At 58.6% G+C, this 18,046-nt stretch carries 15 protein-coding genes, 2 tRNA genes, 1 pseudogene and 1 riboswitch; of the genes and pseudogenes, 5 read left to right on the plus strand and 13 right to left on the minus strand.

Annotated features, from left to right (window positions below):
- Positions 1-65 precede the first annotated feature (65 nt).
- A complete protein-coding gene (gene ptsG / locus JHD62_RS04765; protein ID WP_199101979.1) occupies positions 66-1,847 on the plus strand; it encodes a PTS glucose transporter subunit IIBC in 1,782 nt (593 codons plus the stop codon).
- 268 nt (positions 1,848-2,115) lie between these two features.
- Here ptsG and JHD62_RS04770 read toward each other — a convergent pair whose 3' ends face one another.
- From JHD62_RS04770 to hppD, 7 genes are all read right to left on the minus strand, one after another.
- The gene (locus JHD62_RS04770; RefSeq protein ID WP_370541028.1) at positions 2,116-2,910 is read right to left on the minus strand and encodes a Cof-type HAD-IIB family hydrolase; all 795 of its coding nucleotides are present in this window, start codon (positions 2,908-2,910) and stop codon (positions 2,116-2,118) included.
- Between the two features lie 127 nt (positions 2,911-3,037).
- Positions 3,038-3,113 (minus strand) — tRNA-Phe (locus JHD62_RS04775).
- Between the two features lie 21 nt (positions 3,114-3,134).
- Positions 3,135-3,210 (minus strand) — tRNA-Phe (locus JHD62_RS04780).
- A 125-nt stretch (positions 3,211-3,335) separates the two neighbouring features.
- Positions 3,336-3,986, minus strand: coding sequence for a maleylacetoacetate isomerase (gene maiA / locus JHD62_RS04785; RefSeq protein ID WP_199101981.1), 651 nt, complete (start codon positions 3,984-3,986; stop codon positions 3,336-3,338).
- Positions 3,979-4,962, minus strand: a complete 984-nt coding sequence (locus JHD62_RS04790; protein WP_199101982.1) for a fumarylacetoacetate hydrolase family protein — start codon at positions 4,960-4,962, stop codon at positions 3,979-3,981. Before JHD62_RS04790 ends, maiA begins: the two co-directional genes overlap by 8 nt.
- A gap of 58 nt (positions 4,963-5,020) precedes the next feature.
- Positions 5,021-6,151 (minus strand): homogentisate 1,2-dioxygenase, encoded by a 1,131-nt coding sequence (locus tag JHD62_RS04795; protein WP_062789191.1) that lies wholly within the window; start codon positions 6,149-6,151, stop codon positions 5,021-5,023.
- A gap of 94 nt (positions 6,152-6,245) precedes the next feature.
- Positions 6,246-7,328, minus strand: coding sequence for a 4-hydroxyphenylpyruvate dioxygenase (hppD, locus tag JHD62_RS04800; RefSeq protein ID WP_045846639.1), 1,083 nt, complete (start codon positions 7,326-7,328; stop codon positions 6,246-6,248).
- Between the two features lie 460 nt (positions 7,329-7,788).
- On the opposite strand from hppD, the gene JHD62_RS04805 reads away from it, so the two are divergent.
- From JHD62_RS04805 to JHD62_RS04815, 3 genes are all read left to right on the plus strand, one after another.
- Positions 7,789-8,274, plus strand: a complete 486-nt coding sequence (locus tag JHD62_RS04805; RefSeq protein WP_045846641.1) for an Lrp/AsnC family transcriptional regulator — start codon at positions 7,789-7,791, stop codon at positions 8,272-8,274.
- Positions 8,275-8,392: 118 nt separating this feature from the next.
- On the plus strand, positions 8,393-9,439 hold the full coding sequence (locus tag JHD62_RS04810; RefSeq protein WP_199101983.1) for an ABC transporter substrate-binding protein: 1,047 nt from the start codon (positions 8,393-8,395) through the stop codon (positions 9,437-9,439).
- Positions 9,440-9,449: 10 nt separating this feature from the next.
- On the plus strand, positions 9,450-11,303 hold the full coding sequence (locus JHD62_RS04815) for a diguanylate cyclase (protein ID WP_199101984.1): 1,854 nt from the start codon (positions 9,450-9,452) through the stop codon (positions 11,301-11,303).
- A gap of 65 nt (positions 11,304-11,368) precedes the next feature.
- On the opposite strand, the gene metF is transcribed toward JHD62_RS04815, so the two are convergent.
- Both metF and ahcY read right to left on the minus strand, forming a co-directional pair.
- Positions 11,369-12,205: a methylenetetrahydrofolate reductase [NAD(P)H] gene (gene metF, locus JHD62_RS04820; protein WP_045846644.1), complete on the minus strand. Its 837-nt coding sequence runs from the start codon at positions 12,203-12,205 to the stop codon at positions 11,369-11,371.
- Positions 12,206-12,341: 136 nt separating this feature from the next.
- Positions 12,342-13,742: an adenosylhomocysteinase gene (gene ahcY / locus JHD62_RS04825; protein ID WP_045846645.1), complete on the minus strand. Its 1,401-nt coding sequence runs from the start codon at positions 13,740-13,742 to the stop codon at positions 12,342-12,344.
- Positions 13,743-13,812: 70 nt separating this feature from the next.
- Positions 13,813-13,878: riboswitch (S-adenosyl-L-homocysteine riboswitch) on the minus strand.
- A 103-nt stretch (positions 13,879-13,981) separates the two neighbouring features.
- Between ahcY and JHD62_RS04830 the strand changes: the two genes are divergently transcribed.
- Entirely contained in the window at positions 13,982-15,652 is a 1,671-nt protein-coding gene (locus JHD62_RS04830; RefSeq protein ID WP_199101985.1) for a histidine kinase N-terminal 7TM domain-containing protein, read from the plus strand.
- A gap of 44 nt (positions 15,653-15,696) precedes the next feature.
- Here the strand turns inward: JHD62_RS04830 and JHD62_RS04835 are convergent, their stop codons facing one another.
- From JHD62_RS04835 to JHD62_RS04850, 4 genes and pseudogenes are all read right to left on the minus strand, one after another.
- Positions 15,697-16,143 (minus strand): ClpXP protease specificity-enhancing factor, encoded by a 447-nt coding sequence (locus JHD62_RS04835; RefSeq protein ID WP_045846739.1) that lies wholly within the window; start codon positions 16,141-16,143, stop codon positions 15,697-15,699.
- Positions 16,144-16,151: 8 nt separating this feature from the next.
- Entirely contained in the window at positions 16,152-16,754 is a 603-nt protein-coding gene (locus JHD62_RS04840; protein ID WP_045846647.1) for a glutathione S-transferase N-terminal domain-containing protein, read from the minus strand.
- A gap of 156 nt (positions 16,755-16,910) precedes the next feature.
- Entirely contained in the window at positions 16,911-17,672 is a 762-nt protein-coding gene (locus JHD62_RS04845) for a cytochrome c1 (protein ID WP_199101986.1), read from the minus strand.
- Positions 17,673-17,689: 17 nt separating this feature from the next.
- Positions 17,690-18,046: pseudogene (locus tag JHD62_RS04850) on the minus strand (cytochrome bc complex cytochrome b subunit); the annotation flags it as partial.

The raw sequence follows: 18,046 nt of genomic DNA on the forward strand, positions 1-18,046 counted from the left end.
TGCCCGGACGGTGCTGGCTCCTCGCCTGCTGACGCAGGCGGGAGCATTACGCAGGAATCACTATCATGTTTGATCAATCCTTCGCTTTTCTGCAGAAAATCGGCAAGGCACTGATGCTGCCTGTTGCCGTACTGCCGGTAGCCGGCCTGTTGCTGGGCATTGGCGCCACCGACTTCCACACCCAGAGCACCGTGCTGCTTGCCATCCTGTCGCTGATGAAAAACGCCGGTGACGTGATTTTCGGCAACCTGCCGCTGATCTTTGCCGTGGGCGTGGCGCTGGGCTTTACCGAAAACGACGGTGTGGCCGCCATTGCCGCCACCATCGGCTTCCTGGTGATGACCACCACGCTGGGCGTCATGGCCGGGCTGCTGGGCGTGAAACCCGACACCATCATGGGCATGCCGTCCATCCAGACCGGCGTGTTCGGCGGCATACTGGCCGGTGGGCTGGCGGCATACATGTTCAACAAGTACTACCGCATCAGCCTGCCACAATACCTGGGCTTCTTTGCCGGCAAGCGCTTTGTGCCCATCGTCACCGCGGTGGCCGCCATCGTGCTGGGTGCGGTACTGTCCTTCGTCTGGCCGCCCATCGGTGGTGCCATCAAGACCTTCTCGCAATGGGCTGCCGTGAGCGACCCGCGCACTGCCGCCACCGTGTATGGTTTCGTCGAGCGTCTGCTGATTCCGTTTGGCCTGCACCACATCTGGAACGTGCCCTTCTTCTTTGAAATGGGCGACTTTGTCGATGCCAGCGGCAAACACATCCACGGCGACATCAACCGCTTCTTTGCCGGTGATCCGACTGCAGGCGTGCTGTCCGGTGCCTTCCTGTTCAAGATGTTCGGCCTGCCGGCTGCTGCCATCGCCATCTGGCACACCGCCAAGCCGGAAAACCGTGTGAAAGTGGGCGGCATCATGATTTCCGCCGCGCTGACTTCCTTCCTGACCGGTATTACCGAACCCATCGAATTCGCCTTCCTGTTCGTGGCTCCGGTGCTGTATTTCCTCCACGCCTGCCTGGCAGCATCGGCCCAGTTCGTGGCCAACTCGCTGGACATGCACATGGGCTTCACCTTCTCGCAAGGTGGCATCGACTTTTTGATGTTCAACCTGATCGGCAACAAATCGCACCATGCCTGGTATGTGTTCATCCTGGGGCCGATCTACGCCGTCATCTACTACAGCGTGTTCCGCTTCGTCATCCTGAAATTCAACCTGAAAACACCGGGTCGTGAAGATGAAGACAGCAGCAGCGAAGGTGCGGTAAGCGAAGACCAGCGCGCCCGCGCCCTGGTACTGGCCTTTGGCGGCCGCAGCAACATCACCAATCTGGATGCCTGCATCACCCGTCTGCGTATTGCCGTGAAAAATCCGGCACAGGTGGACCAGGCCAAGCTCAAGGCCATGGGTGCATCCGGCGTGGTTCAGGTAGGCAGCGGCATTCAGGCCATTTTCGGGCCGCAATCGGAAAACCTGAAAACCGATATGGAGATCTACCTGAAAACCGCTGGTGACGATGCGGAACTGCCTGCGGCAGCAGCAGCCAGTGCAGCCACTGCAACAGCCCATGCTCCGGCAGCAGTCAGCAGCACCCCGGCCGACCCGCAACTGGCCGCCACAGCCGCAGCCATCCTGGCCGCACTGGGTGGCCGTGGCAATGTGCAGCAGGTGGAAGCCATTGCCCACACCCGCCTGCGCGTGCAGCTGAAACAGGCGGCCAGCCTGAATGAAGCAGCGGCCCGCGAAGCCGGGGTCATGGCCTGCGTGCAGACCCAGCCGGGTACCTGGCATCTGATTGTTGGTGACAAGGCCGGCGCACTGGCGCAAGCCTTGCAGGGCTGATCAGGCTCCGCAAAAACGACAAGGGCTGCCTCAGGCAGCCTCAGGCTGCTGCCACAGTAATTTGGTGCGATGGTATGGGACCCGGCAAAGCCGGGCCTTTCGATTCACTGCTTGATTCCGCAGCCTTCCCATCGATTCCCAATCCCCCCGCCCTTTCCTTGAAAGGGAGCCTCGCTTTCTCGCAAGAAAGCGAGATGCCAAGTATCAACAATCAAAATGGCTGCCGATGGCAGCCATTTTTCATTGCGTGCGGAACAACGCCCGGCGGCTACAGGGCGAATAACTGGCGCAGATGCAGGGCCACGCCGGACTGTGCATTGCTGGCCACGGTTTGCGCCTGCGGCAGCTGCGATGCAAGCCTCGGGTGGGCATTGGCCATCACCCGCGGGTGGCCCACGGTTTGCAGCAGTTCGATATCGTTCTGGCCATCGCCAAACGCCAGGCAATCAGCGGTGTCGATAGCCAGCTCGTCCAGCACCAGTTGCAGCGCATGGCCCTTGGATACGCCGGGTGCCATCACTTCCAGACAGTTATCCGCCGAGAAGGTGATATAGGCACGCTCACCCAAGGCCTGATGCAGCTTGGCCTCGACAGTCAGCAAATGGGCATGGTCCGCAATGTAGAGGACCTTGGCCACTCCTGCCCCATCATGCTGATGCAGGGGTGCGACCTGGTAGTGCAGGCCGGAGTCAGCATGCAGATCCAGCAGGTACTGGTAGGGTTGGTCGATCAGCCAGGCATCATCCAGATAGAAATTCAGCACCGTCCCGGCAGCAAATTCCGGCTGGGCAATCTGGCGCACGATGGCGGGGTCCAGATTGCTGCTGTGGATCAGGCGGTTGTCCGGGTCATGCACGCGCGCGCCATTGGAGCTGATCAGATAGGCGGCAATGCCCAGAGCATCCCGGATGCCTTTTACATCCAGATAATGACGGCCGGTGGCCAGCGCAAAATGCAGGCCGCGTGCTTCCAGTTGTTGCAGGGTTTGCGCAGTCAGCGCGTTGACGCAGTGGTGTTCATCCAGCAAGGTGCCGTCCAGATCGGAGGCGATGAAACGATACACGGCAGGACTCCGCTTGAGTGGGGGAGCAAGCGATTTTACACCCCCTGCCATGTAGCTGCAGGACTACACTGCGGCGGGAGCAGAAATGCAAAAAGCCAAGCATTGAGCTTGGCTTTTGCGTGAATTCTGGTGGCCAGTCGCGGAATCGAACCACGGACACGCGGATTTTCAATCCGCTGCTCTACCAACTGAGCTAACTGGCCGTCTGACAGCTGCGGTGATGTTGGTGGCCAGTCGCGGAATCGAACCACGGACACGCGGATTTTCAATCCGCTGCTCTACCAACTGAGCTAACTGGCCATCACTGCTACGCTTTCGCGTCATCAGAGCCACGCATTAAATCAGAGCAGACCAGCTGCGTCAAGACATTTTTCAAAAAGGCTGAAAATACCGCTGAATTAAAGCAAGTGGTGCTATTTACCTTATCAAACCGGCGGCGCATCCGCCTGCCGCGCCGGATGTGCCGCAGCAAAGGCTGGCAAGCTGGCCAGGGCGGCATCAATGCGCACGATGTGCGGATACGGCGTCAGATCCAGCCCGAAGCGCCGCGCGGCAAATACCTGTGGCACCAGGCAGACATCCAGCAGGCCGGGGGCATCACCGCAGGCGAAGGGCTGCGGCTTGGCCGCCAATTGCTGTTCCAGTGCCTCAAATCCAGTGGCAATCCAGTGGCGTATCCATTGCAGCCTCGCCGCTTCTGGCTGCTCCAGTTCGCCTTCCAGATATTTCAGGACACGGGCATTGTGCAGCGGGTGGATGTCGGCGCAAATGCTCAAGGCCAGCGCCCGCACCCTTGCCCGTTCGTGCAAGTCGCGCGGCAGCAGCGCTGGCGTATCCGGATAGGCTTCGTCCAGATACTCGCAGATGGCCAGCGACTGGGTCAGCAACAGGCCGCCATCCAGCAAGGCTGGCACCAGCCCTTGCGGGTTGAGCGCCAGATAGGCCGGATCGCGCTGTTCGCCCTTGAGCAGGTTGACCGCCTGCTGCCGGTAGGAGAGGCCCTTGAGATTCAGCGCAACTCGCACCCGGTAAGCGGCACTGGAGCGGTAGTAGCCATACAGCACGCGCTCAGTCATGGGCAGCTACCTGCTGATCGATGCGACCGAAGATGGAATGGCCCGCAGCATCCAGCATTTCGATACGGATGCGGTCGCCTGGCTGCATGAAGGGCGTGACGGGTGCGCCCTGTTCGATGATCTCGATCATGCGCTGCTCGGCCAGGCAGCAGGAGCCGGTGGCACGGTCATGATTGGAAATGGTGCCGGAACCAACAATGGAGCCTGCCGCCAGCGCACGGGTCTTGGCCACATGCGCCACCAGCTGGGCAAAGTTGAACTGCATTTCCACTCCGCACTGTGGCTGGCCATACAGCTTGCCGTTGTATTCCACCCGCAGCGGCAGATGTACCTTGCTGTCGTGCCAGGTCTGGCCCAGCTCGTCCGGCGTTACCGCCACCGGCGAGAAGGCCGTGGCCGGCTTGCTCTGGAAGAAGCCGAAACCCTTGGCCAGCTCGGCCGGAATCAGGTTGCGCAGGGTGATATCGTTCACCAGCATCAGCAGAAGGATATGTGCGGCGCAATCACCAGGCTGGCTGCCCAGCGGCACATCGTCGGTAATCACTGCCACTTCGCCTTCAAAATCCAGCCCCCAGCTGACATCGGCCAGCGGAATGTCGGCATGTGGCGGCAGGAAGGTGTCCGACCCGCCCTGATACATCAGCGGGTCCTGGTAGAAACTGGCCGGTACTTCGGCGCCACGCGCCTTGCGTACCAGTTCCACATGATTAAGGTAAGCACTGCCATCTGCCCACTGGTAGGCACGTGGCAGCGGGCTGTGGCAGGCGGACTGGTCAAAGCTGACGGCACCGTTGACCGTCCCCTGGTTCAGGGCGGCATAAATCTCCTGCAAGGCAGGCTCGCAATGGCTCCAGTCATCAAGCGCAGCCTGCAGGCTGGCGGCGATATGCGGTACGGCGATGGCGCGGGTGAGATCGCGGCTGACAACCATCAGCTGGCCATCGCGGGTGTGGTTGCGGTAGGTGGCAAGTTTCATCGGTGTGCTTTCCTTGACGGGCGGTATGGCTCATCACGCCAGCCGCCCGGTGTCTGGTTCAGGTCTTGGGCTTCCAGCTGTCCACATAGCCCGTCCACTCCACGGCAGGCAGGCCGGGCCCCTGCTCCAGCGCGTTGCGGGTATCGATCATCACCGCCACTTCGTCGGTGAACTTTTTCGGCTCGCTCATCGCCTTGGCAAAGGCTTTGGGGTGCGGGCCATGGGTAAAGCCGGCGGGGTGGAAGGTGAGCATGCCGGGCTTGATATTGTCGCGGCTGAAGAAGTCGCCTGCGTGGTAGAAGATGACTTCGTCGTAGTCGTCGTTGTTGTGATAGAACGGCACCTTGAGCGCACCGGGGTCCGATTCGATCGGACGCGGCACAAAGGTGCAGATGACAAAGCCGTCGGCCACAAAGGTGCTGTGTGCCGAGGGCGGCAGATGATAACGATGGCTCATCAGTGGCCGGATATCGCGCCAGTTGATCCGCGCCACCGCGATATTGCCATGCCAGCCGATGGCATCCAGCGGATTGAACGGGTAGGTGACGGTAGACAGCACATTGTGGCGCTTGATCACCACCTGCCATTCGTCTTCGGTCTGCTGCGCCCTGAAGGCATCGTCGATGGCCGGGACATCCAGCATGGCTTCGTCGAAAATCGCATGCGGGCCGACAATGCCCTTGTCCGGCAGCTGATATGCCCCGTTGCTGGCTTCAATCAGCAGCATGGTGGTGGTTTCGGCCGGTTCGATGCGCCAGTTGGTGGAGCGCGGAATCAGGATGTAATCGCCATCGCGGTAGCTCAGGTGGCCGTAGTCGCAAAACAGCTCGCCGCTACCGGCATGGATGAACAGCATGTCATCGCCGTCACCATTGCGGTACAGCTGGGTCATGGCCTGGGAGCAGGTCCAGATGCGCAACTGGCACTGGCTGTTGTGCAACACCAGCGGGGCGGACCAGGGGGCTGCCACGTCCTTGGGCAGTTCGTTCAGGTCGAAGGCACGCGGCTTGAGCGGCCCTTCCCATGCCGACCAGCCAGTGGGCGGGTGCTTGTGATGCAGATGCGTGGCAGGGCCAAAAAAACCGCTACGCCCGACTTCACGTTCATAAATACCCTCCGCCGGTAAATCGGCGTGGGCCTGACGGGAAATTGTCCCTTCCCGGTGCGGGAATCCTATCCATTTACGCATGGGCCATTCCTTGCCTGCATGGCTGGCCGCCATGCAGGGAGAGCTGTGCACAGAGGCAGACGGTGCCACCATCTGCCACCTTGTTCTGCTTGCCTTAATCCGCCTTCAGCACGCCGCGGCGGATCTGGTCTTCTTCGATGGATTCAAACAAGGCACGGAAGTTGCCCTCGCCAAAGCCCTCGTTGCCCTTGCGCTGGATGATTTCGAAGAAAATCGGCCCGATGACGGTTTCGGTGAAGATCTGCAACAGGATGCCCGCGCCTTCCACCGGTGCACCGTCGATCAGGATGCTGTTCTTGCGCAGGCGGGCCAGGTCTTCGCCATGGCCAGCCACGCGGCTGTCCACCTTGTCGTAATAGGTGTCCGGCGTATCCAGGAAGCGGGTACCGGCGGCCTTCAGCGTTTCCACCGTCTGGTAGATGTCGCGGGTGGTCAGCGCAATGTGCTGGATGCCTTCGCCATGATATTCGCGCAGGAATTCCTCGATCTGGCTCTTGTCGTCGGAGGACTCATTGATGGGGATGCGGATTTTGCCGCAAGGGCTGGTCATGGCCTTGGATACCAGGCCGGTGAGTTTGCCTTCGATGTCGAAATAGCGGATTTCGCGGAAATTGCCGATGTTTTCGTAGAAACCGGCCCACTTGGCCATATTGCCGCGGAAAACATTGTGGGTCAGGTGGTCGATCTCATACAGGCCGACACCAGCCGGGTGCTGCTCCACGCCGTCCAGCGGCAGGAAATCCACATCGTAGATATTGTGCGCAGGGCCGTAACGGTCGACAAAGTACAGCGCCGAGCCGCCAATACCCTCCACCGCCGGGATGTTCAGTTCCATCATGCCGATGGGGCGCACATAGGGTTTGGCACCGTGCGCCAGCGCATATTCATACGCCTTGGCCGCATCCTTCACCCGCCAGGCCATGGCACAGGCGGACGGGCCATGTACCTTGCCGAATTCGTTGGCCGGCTGGGTAGGCTCGCCATTCAGGATGAAGTTGATGTCACCCTGGCGGTACAGGCTGACATTCTTGCTGCGATGCCGTGCCACTTCGACAAAGCCCAGCGACAGGAACAGCTGGCGCAAATCGGCAATGCCTTCGGCAGTGGGGGCAGTGTATTCGACAAACTCAAAGCCGTCGGTAGCCAGCGGGTTATGCAGCGGTGTTTCCATTTTCATTTTCTCTCCTCTTTCCTTTGCACGTGCCCGGTTGCTGCAGATGGCAAGAATCCGGACGGTCAGACCAGGTGTGGTGGTGGCAAGCAAGGCCAGCGAACCAACGCGGTGGCAATCGGCAAAAGCAAGGGAGGGGAACGGCGCAGGCAGGCCCGGCAGCTACCGCGCACGGGATGCGGGTTGATGGCTGCGTGTTGCCGTACGTGCAGGCGCACACCGGATACGCAGTGTGCTGCGATCAGGGGTGGCGCTGTCTTTGCCCCGGCGGCACGATTTTGTGTGTCTCACCGGGCTTCTCCTCCATCGTTGCCGACATTATCCAGTGATCTGTTGCCACCGTGTAAAATGTCCGGGCTAGGCTTTTTATTCTAGGGAAAAGGCCGGGCAATTTTCTTGCTAACATCCCCCAGATACATAATAACTAGAAATATAATTTCAAAAATTTCAAATCAGAGGAGTTTATATGCCAAGTCTTACGCTAGATAAGACAGACTTGCGCATCCTGTCCGAGCTTCAGCTCAATGGCAGGTTGACCAATGTGGAACTTGCGGAAAGAGTCGCGCTCTCGCCATCACCTTGCCTGAGACGCTTGAAACAGCTGGAAGAATCCGGCGTGATTCGACAGTACGTCGCGCTGCTGGACCCGGCCAAAATCGGCCTCGGCTTGCAGGCCTATGTCCGTGTCGTGCTGGAGAAGCGCGGCAATACCCATGTGCAAAGTTTTATTGATGCCGTGCAACGCTGGCCGGAAGTTATCAATTGCTTTGCAATGACCGGCGAAATGGACTATCTCTTGCAAGTTTATTTTGAAGATCTGGAACATTTCTCGCGCTTTGTCATGGATGAGCTGCTGCAGCAGCAAGGCGTTGAGGATGTGAAGTCCAGCTTCGTCCTGAAAGAGATCAAGCGTACGACTTCATTGCCGCTCAGCCAGCTCAGAAGTATTTGAGCCACTTGCGCTGCAGAAGTCCTTGCCAAGTCCGATAATGAACGCAGGAGGATTGAATAAAGGCCCCGGCATGCAGGTGATCCACGCGATCCGGCTTCTTGTCCTGGTTGTTGCAATAATGTTGCACAACCAGGCAGCGGCATTTACGGTCACATTCATTTCGCCGGGGCACCAGAATGAAGCCTTCTGGCTGAGCGCGGTCCGTGCGATGCAGGCCGCTGCCGATCAGCTCGACATCCAGCTGGAAGTGCTGTCCGCCGAGCGCGACCCCGTGCAGATGGTGAAGCTGGTGCAGGCCGTCACCCAGCGACGTCGCAAGCCGGACTACCTGCTGCTGGTCAATGAAAAACTGGCCGGACCAGCCATGCTGTCGCTGGCCGATCAGGCCGGCATCCCCTGTTTTCTCAGCTTCAACCCCTTGACTCCCGCCCAACTGCAAACCAGCGGCCTGCCACGACAACGGCTCAAATACTGGCTGGGTTCGCTGACACCAGACAATGCCATGGCGGGCAGCCTCACCATGAAAGCCCTGCTGGATGAAGCATCCCGGCATTTTCCGGCCGACACCCCGTTACATGTACTGATGGTGGCTGGCGATCGCTCCACACCAGCTTCCACCCAGCGCGTGGAAGGCGCACGCCAGATACTGGCCACCACACCCAATGCCACATTGACCCAGCTGGTTTATGGCGAATGGGAAAGCAAACGCGCAATGCAGCAAGGTCTGTGGCTGTTGCAGCGTTATCCGCAGATCAATCTGGTATGGGCAGCCAATGATGAAATGGCGTTCGGCATGGAAGAAGCCATCCGCCAAAGTGGCAAGCAGGCCGGAAAGACGGTATTGCTCAGTGCCATCAACAATTCACCGCGCGCCATGCAGGAAAGACGTGATGACAAGCTTGCCGCCCTGGCCGCCGGCCATTTCATGACCGGTGCATGGAGCCTGGTGCTGCTGTACGATTACCATCACGGTCATGACTTTGCCAGCGAGGGACTACAGCTGCACCCCACCATTTTCAGCACGGTCTCCCGTCAACAAGCGCAACGCTTTTTACAGTTATTCGCCGATAATGATTACAAGGGCATCCGTTTCAGGCAATTCAGCAAATTCGCCAATCCGGCATTGCAACGCTATGCCTTTGGCTTCAGCACACTGCTGAACTAGGAGTTTGTTCATGCCCACCCGCCGACTCACCCGCCAGCTGATATGGCAGTTACTGCTGTATACCCTGCTGTTTGGCGTGGCCGTCATCACGCTCAAGGCCGTGGTGGTATGGCGCGACGGGCAGCGGGAGATGAATGCCATTCCGGACACGGTTTCCCGTCTTTACCTGCCGCTGCTGGGACAAAGCGCCTGGGATGTGGACATTCCGGCCATCCAGTTGCAGCTGCGGCTGATTGGGCAGATTCCGGGTGTGCAAAGCGTGGAAGTGCGTACCGAACTGGGTCAGTCCCTGCGCTACGACAACCCGGCCCTGCAAGACCAGTACAACCGTGAGGAATATCACCTGCCGCTGGCCTCCCCGCATGGCAAGGACAGCATTGGCACCTTGCAACTGCTGGTTTCGCGCCAACCGGTCTACCAGGCCATGTGGCATGAAGTGCTCAGTGCCACCTTGCAGTTTCTGCTGGGCTTTTTTGGCCTTGCCCTGTTGTTGTGGTGGCTGTTCAACCGCCAGTTGGTGAAGCCGCTGCAGGACATGGCGCAAACAGTACGCAATTATCAACCAGGCCAGGCATTGCCCCCCTTGCTGCCCGGCTCACCCGATCAGGTGGTGGATAATGAGCTGAGCGAACTGGCACGTGCCTTTCGCAGCATGAGCGACAATATCAACCGTCATCTGGCCGAACGCAGCGGAATTGAAAACGAGCTGGCCAGCCATCGCGACGAACTGGCAAGGCTGGTGGCCGAACGCACCCGGGAGCTGGACCAGCTACTGCGCTTTCAGCAGCTGATTGCCGGTATCTCCACCCGCTTCATCAATATCCCGTTACACGACATTGATCAGGCCACCGACATGGCGCTGGGAGAAATCGGCCAGTTCATGCAGGTGGAGCGCTGTTATCTGGTGAGCTTCTCCGACGCGTGGCTGGTCGACACCGTGCATGAATGGTGCGCCTCCGGCATTTCTCCCACCACCCACACCTTGCTGGGAGAAAGCCTGCAACAGCGCAGCTTCGCCTGGCAGCAATTGCAGCAATTTGGCGTGCTGTCACTGGATGCCTTGTCCGCCCTGCCCGCCAGCGCCACGCTGGAACGCCATGAGCTGGAAAGCCATCAGGTGCAAAGCCTGTTCATGCTGCGCATCGACCATATGGGCCGGCCGATCGGTTTGTTCGGCTGCGATATGGTAAGCCGCCAACGCCAGTGGCAGGGCAAGGAGCAGCAGCAAGCCCGTCTGCTGGGTGAAACACTGGCCAATACCATCATCCGCCGCCAGCAATTGCAAACCCTGAGCAGCACCCAGCAACAATTGCGCAATGCCAATGCCGACCTGGCACGCATGGCCTTCAGTGACGGCCTCACCGGTATTGCCAACCGGCGCTATTTTGATGAGCAGTTGCTGGAATGCTTCACCCAGGCACGTAGCCAGCAGCAGAGCCTGAGCGTGATGCAGATCGACATCGATTACTTCAAGCAATTCAACGACAGCTACGGGCATCTGGCGGGCGATCAGTGCCTGCGTCAGGTTGCGCAGTGCATACAGTCGCAGCTGGCTGGCACGGCAGCGTTGGCTGCACGGGTGGGTGGTGAGGAATTCGGGGTCCTGTTACCCGGCTATCACGCTGCCGACAGCCTGGCACTGGCCGAGGTCATGCGTCAGGCCATCTGGCAACTGGCCATTGCCCATCGCAACAGCTCGGTTGGCGACCGGGTCACCATCAGCATTGGCGTTGCCACCTTGCAGGACAATCACCACGCCAGCCAGCAACTGATGCGGGATGCCGACCTGGCGCTGTATCGCGCCAAGAACCTGGGTCGCAATCAGGTGGTACAAGCCCAGACGCCACCTCATATATTGGCTTGAGCCGCAGTGGACAAAAAAAGCCCGGTCATAAACCGGGCTTTTTTGATTGCGTGAGCGCGCAGCAATTACAGGCCCAAACGCTGCCATACCGTGGACACCAGGCCAGCCTGGTTCAGGGTGTAGAAGTGCAGGCCCGGCGCACCATTGGCCAGCAGGCGGTCACACAGTTCGGTCACCACATCCAGACCCAGGGCACGAATGGAGGCCGCATCATCGTAATAGGATTGCATGCGCTGACGCAGCCAGCGCGGCACTTCGGCCCCGCACATATCGGAGAAGCGGCAAAGCTGGCCGAAGTTGGCAATCGGCATGATGCCCGGCACGATCGGAATGTCCACACCGCGCGCCTGCGCTTCGTCGACAAAGCGGAAGTAGGCATCCGCATTGAAGAAATACTGGGTCATGGCCGAGTTGGCACCGGCTTTTACCTTGCGCACGAAATTGTTCAGGTCGTCCTCGGCCGACTTGGCCTGCGGATGGAATTCCGGATAAGCCGCCACTTCGATATGGAAATGTTCGCCATGCTCGCTGCGGATGAATTCGACCAGCTCGTTGGCATAGCGGAATTCACCAGCCGCCACCATACCGGACGGCATGTCACCACGCAGCGCCACAATGTGACGGATGCCGTGATTGCGGTATTCGTTGAGGATGGCGCTGATGTTTTCCCGTGTCGAGCCGATACACGACAGGTGCGGTGCCGCCGCATGGCCTTCGCTGCGGATCTCCAGCACGGTGGACAGGGTGCCATCGCGGGTGGTGCCACCAGCACCGAAGGTCACCGAGAAAAACTGTGGCTTGAACTGGGCCAGTTGCTGGCGGGTAGTGCGCAGTTTGGCCACGCCCTCCGGGGTCTTGGGCGGGAAAAACTCGAAGCTGAAGGTTTTTTTCTGTTCGTTCATGATCGTCTCTGTCCCTGCTCGGGGCGGCAGGCTTTAGTTTTTATACTGCAGCGTGTCGAAGCGGTAGTGGCCCGCAGATAGAAAAACGGACAGGTGCATCATACCCTGCCCTGTCCGTTTGCCTTACAGCCCGCTATCAATAACGATAGTGCGCCGGCTTATAAGGGCCCTGCTTCGGTACGCTGATGTAGGCAGCCTGCTCGTCGGACAGCTCGGTCAGGTTGGCACCGATACGCTTCAGGTGCAGGCGGGCCACCTTCTCGTCCAGATGCTTGGGCAACACATAGACTTCCTTGCCGTACTTTTCACCATGCTGGAAGATTTCCATCTGCGCCAGCACCTGGTTGGTGAAGGAGTTGGACATCACAAAGCTGGGGTGGCCGGTAGCGCAGCCCAGGTTCACCAGACGGCCTTCGGCCAGCAGGATGATGCGCTTGCCATCCGGGAAGATGATGTGGTCAACCTGCGGCTTGATGTTGTCCCACTGGTACTGGCGCAGGCTGGCGACTTCGATTTCGCTGTCGAAGTGGCCGATATTGCACACGATGGCGTTATTGCGCATTTTGACCATGTGCTCGTGGGTAATCACCGACACATTACCGGTGGTGGTAACGAAGATGTCGCCCTGATCGGCCACGTCATCCATGCGCACCACGCGGTAGCCTTCCATCGCGGCTTGCAGCGCGCAGATCGGGTCCACTTCAGTCACCCACACGGTGGCACCCAGGCCACGCAGGCTTTGGGCGCAGCCCTTGCCCACATCACCGTAGCCCAATACCACGGCTACCTTACCGGCGATCATCACGTCGGTGGCACGCTTGATGCCATCCACCAGCGATTCGCGGCAGCCGTACAGGTTGTCGAACTTGGACTTGGTCACCGAGTCGTTGACGTTGAAGGCCGGGAACGGCAGACGACCTTCTTTTTGCATCTGGTACAGACGATGCACGCCAGTGGTGGTTTCTTCGGTCACGCCCTTGATATGCGGCAGGCGTTTGGAATACCAGTGCGGGTCCACTTCCAGATAACGGGCAATGGCAGCAAACAGCGCGGTTTCTTCTTCGTTGGACGGATGGCTGATGACGCTGCGGTCTTGCTCGGCCTTGCTGCCCAGCATCAGCAGCAAGGTGGCATCGCCACCGTCATCCAGAATCATGTTGGCTTCCTGGCCTTCCGGCCATTCGAAGATCTTGTGGGAGAACTCCCAGTATTCATCCAGGCTTTCACCCTTGAAGGCAAATACCGGGATATTCGCTGCGGCAATGGCAGCAGCTGCATGGTCTTGCGTGGAGAAGATATTGCAGGAAGCCCAGCGTACATCGGCACCCAGTTCCACCAGGGTTTCGATCAGCACGCCAGTCTGGATGGTCATGTGCAGCGAGCCGGCAATGCGGGCACCGCGCAGCGGCTTCTGGTGCGCGTATTCTTCACGCAGCGCCATCAGGCCGGGCATTTCGGTTTCGGCGATTGCCAGTTCCTTGCGGCCCCAGGCTGCAAGATTGATGTCAGCTACGTGAAAATCGGAGAATTCAGCCATCGTGCAAAGTCCTTTCGCACGCCGGCCGGAACGCGGCTCACCCGCTATTCCGGCATCGGCACGGAGATTAGTCAGGTGAGCGCCGTTTGCAAGAAGCCCGAGCCTGGGGATTGACCTCGCAGCGCTCCTCGGGAATGCCGTAATTATACCTAGAGACACAAAAATGTGAATGAAACTTGCACAACAGGGGTTAAACTAAAACGTTGCGGTAAATATAGTCACTTTGCATAGCGGGTCTCATGTCTCTTGTTTTTACCTCCATTTCAGCCATTTCCGGGTTAGCCGCCCTCAGTGCTGCCACCATCGGCATCCTGGCTTGGGAAAGGCGCAAGGTAAGCGGAGCCCGCTATCTGGCCTGGCTGATGCTGGCTGTCACGGTCTGGGCTGGTGCAGCCACACTGGAGTTGTCCTCCACCTTGCTGCGCGACAAGATATTCTGGTCCAAGGTGGAATACCTGGGCACCCTGAGTGTGCCGGTACTGTTTTTCCTGCTGGCCGCCGATTACAACCAGCTGGAACGCGCACTACGTCCACGCACCATCGTGCAGTTATTGCTGATTCCCCTGTTCAGCCTGGCGCTTGCGCTTACCAATGAAAAGCATGGCTTGATCTGGCGCAGCTTTCAGCCTTCTCCCTCCGGACACAATCTGCTGATTTTCAACCACGGGCCTTTGTTCTGGTTACTGGTTGCCGGGTATTCCTATCTGATGATGCTGCTTGGCTCACTGCTCTTGCTGCGTACCCTGCACTTTTACTCGCCTCATTACCGCGGCCAGTCGCTCATCCTGATGCTGGGCGCCATTGTCCCGTGGATAGGCAATCTGCTGTACCTGTCAGGCAATATCAGCTGGCAAGGACTGGACCCCACACCGCTGTGCTTTGCCGCCACCGGTGCCATTTTTGCCTTCGACCTGCTTTACCTGCGCATGTTGTACGTGGTGCCTATCGCGCGCGGCAACGCCTTCAATGCCATGGGTGACGGCATTGTGGTGATAGACAATGAAAAAACCATTCTGGATATCAATCCGGCGGCTGCCAACCTGTTTGGCAAACCGGCAGGTGTGCTGTGCGGACAGCAATTGCAGATTGCCGCCCTGGTTGCAGTGGCAGATCAGGATGGCTCGCATCAGGTGGAACTGAATGGGCCTGGCTCGCGTTCCATTCTGGAAGTCCGCGCTTTTCCGATTCGCGAAAGTGGCGTTACCCTGGGTGGGCGCATGCTGGTGCTGCGCGATATTTCACGGCAGCGTCTGGCGGAGGAGGCCTTGCACCAGGCCTATCTGCAACTGAAAACCCGTATCGACGAAATCGAAACCCTGCAGGACACACTGCGGGAGCAGGCCTTGCACGATCCGCTCACCGGCCTGTACAACCGTCGTTATCTGGAAGAAACCCTGGGCCGGGAAATCAGCCGGGCTGGCAGGGAACAGCGCTCGCTGACCTTTGCGCTGATTGATCTGGACAACTTCAAAAGCATCAATGACCGCTTTGGTCACATCATTGGCGATACCGTGCTGTGCGCACTGGCCGACTTGCTGCGCGCCCATTGCAGGCAGGCGGATATTGTCTGTCGCCTGGGAGGTGAGGAGTTCATCGTGGTGCTGCCTTCGGCAGACCAGCGCAATGGCTGGATGCGCATGGAATTACTGCGCCAACGCTTCTCCGAGCTACAGTTCCAGGCTGAGGAGCAGCGCTTTCAAACCAGCTTCTCTTGCGGTATTGCCTGCTTTCCGCAGGATGGCAATAATTTTGCCCGCCTGTACCAGCTGGCGGACATGGCCTTGTATCAGGCCAAGGCCAAGGGCAAGAACCAGGTTTTACTGCACGCCCCCACTCCGGCAGTCGCGGAGGACTCCAGCCCGACGGAAAACAGTCCGCACACCCCGACGCAAAACGCAGGCAGTGAATGAAAAAGGCCGGGAATATATCCCGGCCTTGTTTGACATCACACGCCTTACTTCACGATACGCAGGCTGGGACGACCACCCGCACGCGGCGGGGTTTCCGGTGCCGGGCTGTCTGCGTCGGCATCTGCCACCGGCTCGGTAGCCGCACTGACCGGCTGCAAGGCAGGTTTGCCAGGTGTCTGACCCAGTTCAACCTCGAAGCCCATTCCTTCGCCGGTTTCCCGCGCGAAAATCGACATCACATTGCCAACCGGCACCCAGATATCACGCGATACACCGGCAAAGCGGGCGGAGAACGACAACCACTCGTTGTCGATGCGCAGATTATGGGTTGCACTGGCAGCAATATTGAGCACGATTTCGTTGTTCTTCACGTATTCGCGCGGGACATCGGTATGCTCATCCACCCACACCACCACAAAGGGGGTGTGACCATTATCCGTACACCATTCATACAGTGCGCGGAGCATATATGGCTTGGTACTGGCGCTCATGGTCATCCTTACTTGCGCATGGCCTTTTCGGACGGGGTCAGCGAATCAATGAAAGACTGGCGCTGGAAAATGCGTTCGGCGTATTTCAGGATGGGAGCAGCGTGCTTGCCCAGGTCGATGTTGTAATGCTCCAGGCGCCACATCAGCGGAGCGATGGCCACATCGATCATGGAGAACTCTTCACCCAGCATGAACTTTTGCTTGGCAAATACCGGTGCAATGGTGGTCAGGCCATCACGGATGGCTTCACGCGCCTTGGTGGCTTCCTTGCCGGTAGCGCCAGCTTCCAGCACTTTCACATGGCAGAACAGCTCGTTTTCGAAACGGTGCAGGAACAGGCGGGCACGCGCACGCATCACCGGGTCGGCCGGCATCAGTTGCGGGTGCGGGAAACGCTCGTCAATGTATTCATTGATGATGTTGGATTCGTGCAGGATCAGGTCACGCTCCACCAGTACCGGCACTTCGTTGTAGGGATTCATCACAGCCAGATCTTCCGGCTTGTTGTGAATGTCTACATCGATGATCTCGAAATCCATGCCCTTTTCATACAACACGATACGGCAACGTTGGCTGAAGGGGCAGGTAATTCCAGAATAAAGAGTCATCATGGCTTGCGGATATCCTTGACAGGAGCTGTCGATTTCGATCAAAGAAGGGATTTTACCATTTTCGGAGTAGCAATTTCCACAACTAGATCACAACACCATGATTACAAAAGAAAAAAGGCGGAAATATCCGCCTTTTTCTTTGAACTGCACCAGTACTTAGTGCACGTCTTTCCAGTATTCCTTCTTCAGGAAGTAGGTCAGCGGCAGCAGCAGCACACCCAGGAACAGCAGCACAATGTAGCCGATCTGATGGCGCTTCACCTGAGCCGGCTCACCAATGAACACAAGGTAATTGGTCAGGTCAGCCATGCGCTTGTCAAACTCGGCGGTATTGGCCTTGCCGTTTTCCAGTTTGGTGAGGGTACCGGCCTTGACCAGTTCGAGCTTGTGCTCTTCATGGCCTTCAGCATTTTTCTCGGTCTTCAGTACTTGCTCACCTTGCATTTCCCACAGTACGTGCGGCATGCCAACCTTGTCGAACACCAGATTGTTCCAGCCGGTCGGACGGGACGGATCACGGTAGAAGCCACGCAGGTAGGCGTACAGATAGTCTGCACCACGGGAACGGGCAATCAGCGACAGGTCCGGCGGAGCCGCACCCAGCCATACCTTGGCGTCCTTCTTGTCCATGGAAACATTCATCTGATCGCCGATCTTGGCACCTTCCGGCAACAGGTTGGCCTTGATCTGCTCTTCAGTCAGGCCAATGTCTTCCAGACGGTTGTAGCGCATGGCGCTGGCCGAGTGGCAGGACAGGCAGTAGTTGCTGAACAGCTGGGCACCACGTTGCAGGCTTTCGGTGTCCTGAATGTCGATCGGAGCCTTTTCCAGCTTCGGCCCTTCATTGGCCAGAACCGTGCCGCTTACCGGCAACACCAGCGCCATGGCAGCGATCAGGTGGCGGATTTTGCTTTTCATATGTCCTTTCCCCTTGCTTACACGTTGGTGGCGAACAGGTAGGCCGCAATCACGGTCACTGCCACCAGCACCAGGAACTGCAGCTGACGCTTGCCATTGGTGTCCGTCACACGGGTCGGTACCGGTACGGTGCCAACGTCGTTCTTGGTGTAGAACGGCATGCCCAGGAAGAAGGCGAAGTAGACGAACGACAGGATCTGCGAGATCAGGGTTCGACCAGCTGTCGGCGGCATGGCACCCAGGATGCCCAGGCCGATGAAGGCGATGATGAACAGCACCAGCATGAACTTGAACTTGGGACCGCGATAACGGATGGACTTGATCGGGGAACGATCCAGCCACGGCAGGAAGGCAATCACCACCACGGCAGCACC

The sequence above is a fragment of the Aquitalea sp. ASV11 genome, from assembly GCF_016429185.1.
GTDB lineage: Bacteria > Pseudomonadota > Gammaproteobacteria > Burkholderiales > Chromobacteriaceae > Aquitalea > Aquitalea pelogenes.

Bases quoted from the DNA above. Each gene is read 5' to 3' on its own strand.
- JHD62_RS04835 (WP_045846739.1), bottom strand. From the start codon at position 16,143: ATGAGCGCCAGTACCAAGCCATATATGCTCCGCGCACTGTATGAATGG.
- maiA (WP_199101981.1), bottom strand. From the start codon at position 3,986: ATGACTGAGCGCGTGCTGTATGGCTACTACCGCTCCAGTGCCGCTTAC.
- JHD62_RS04830 (WP_199101985.1), top strand. From the start codon at position 13,982: ATGTCTCTTGTTTTTACCTCCATTTCAGCCATTTCCGGGTTAGCCGCC.
- JHD62_RS04840 (WP_045846647.1), bottom strand. From the start codon at position 16,754: ATGATGACTCTTTATTCTGGAATTACCTGCCCCTTCAGCCAACGTTGC.
- JHD62_RS04845 (WP_199101986.1), bottom strand. From the start codon at position 17,672: ATGAAAAGCAAAATCCGCCACCTGATCGCTGCCATGGCGCTGGTGTTG.
- ahcY (WP_045846645.1), bottom strand. From the start codon at position 13,742: ATGGCTGAATTCTCCGATTTTCACGTAGCTGACATCAATCTTGCAGCC.
- JHD62_RS04790 (WP_199101982.1), bottom strand. From the start codon at position 4,962: ATGAAACTTGCCACCTACCGCAACCACACCCGCGATGGCCAGCTGATG.
- ptsG (WP_199101979.1), top strand. From the start codon at position 66: ATGTTTGATCAATCCTTCGCTTTTCTGCAGAAAATCGGCAAGGCACTG.
- JHD62_RS04810 (WP_199101983.1), top strand. From the start codon at position 8,393: ATGTTGCACAACCAGGCAGCGGCATTTACGGTCACATTCATTTCGCCG.
- JHD62_RS04805 (WP_045846641.1), top strand. From the start codon at position 7,789: ATGCCAAGTCTTACGCTAGATAAGACAGACTTGCGCATCCTGTCCGAG.
- metF (WP_045846644.1), bottom strand. From the start codon at position 12,205: ATGAACGAACAGAAAAAAACCTTCAGCTTCGAGTTTTTCCCGCCCAAG.
- hppD (WP_045846639.1), bottom strand. From the start codon at position 7,328: ATGAAAATGGAAACACCGCTGCATAACCCGCTGGCTACCGACGGCTTT.
- JHD62_RS04795 (WP_062789191.1), bottom strand. From the start codon at position 6,151: ATGCGTAAATGGATAGGATTCCCGCACCGGGAAGGGACAATTTCCCGT.
- JHD62_RS04815 (WP_199101984.1), top strand. From the start codon at position 9,450: ATGCCCACCCGCCGACTCACCCGCCAGCTGATATGGCAGTTACTGCTG.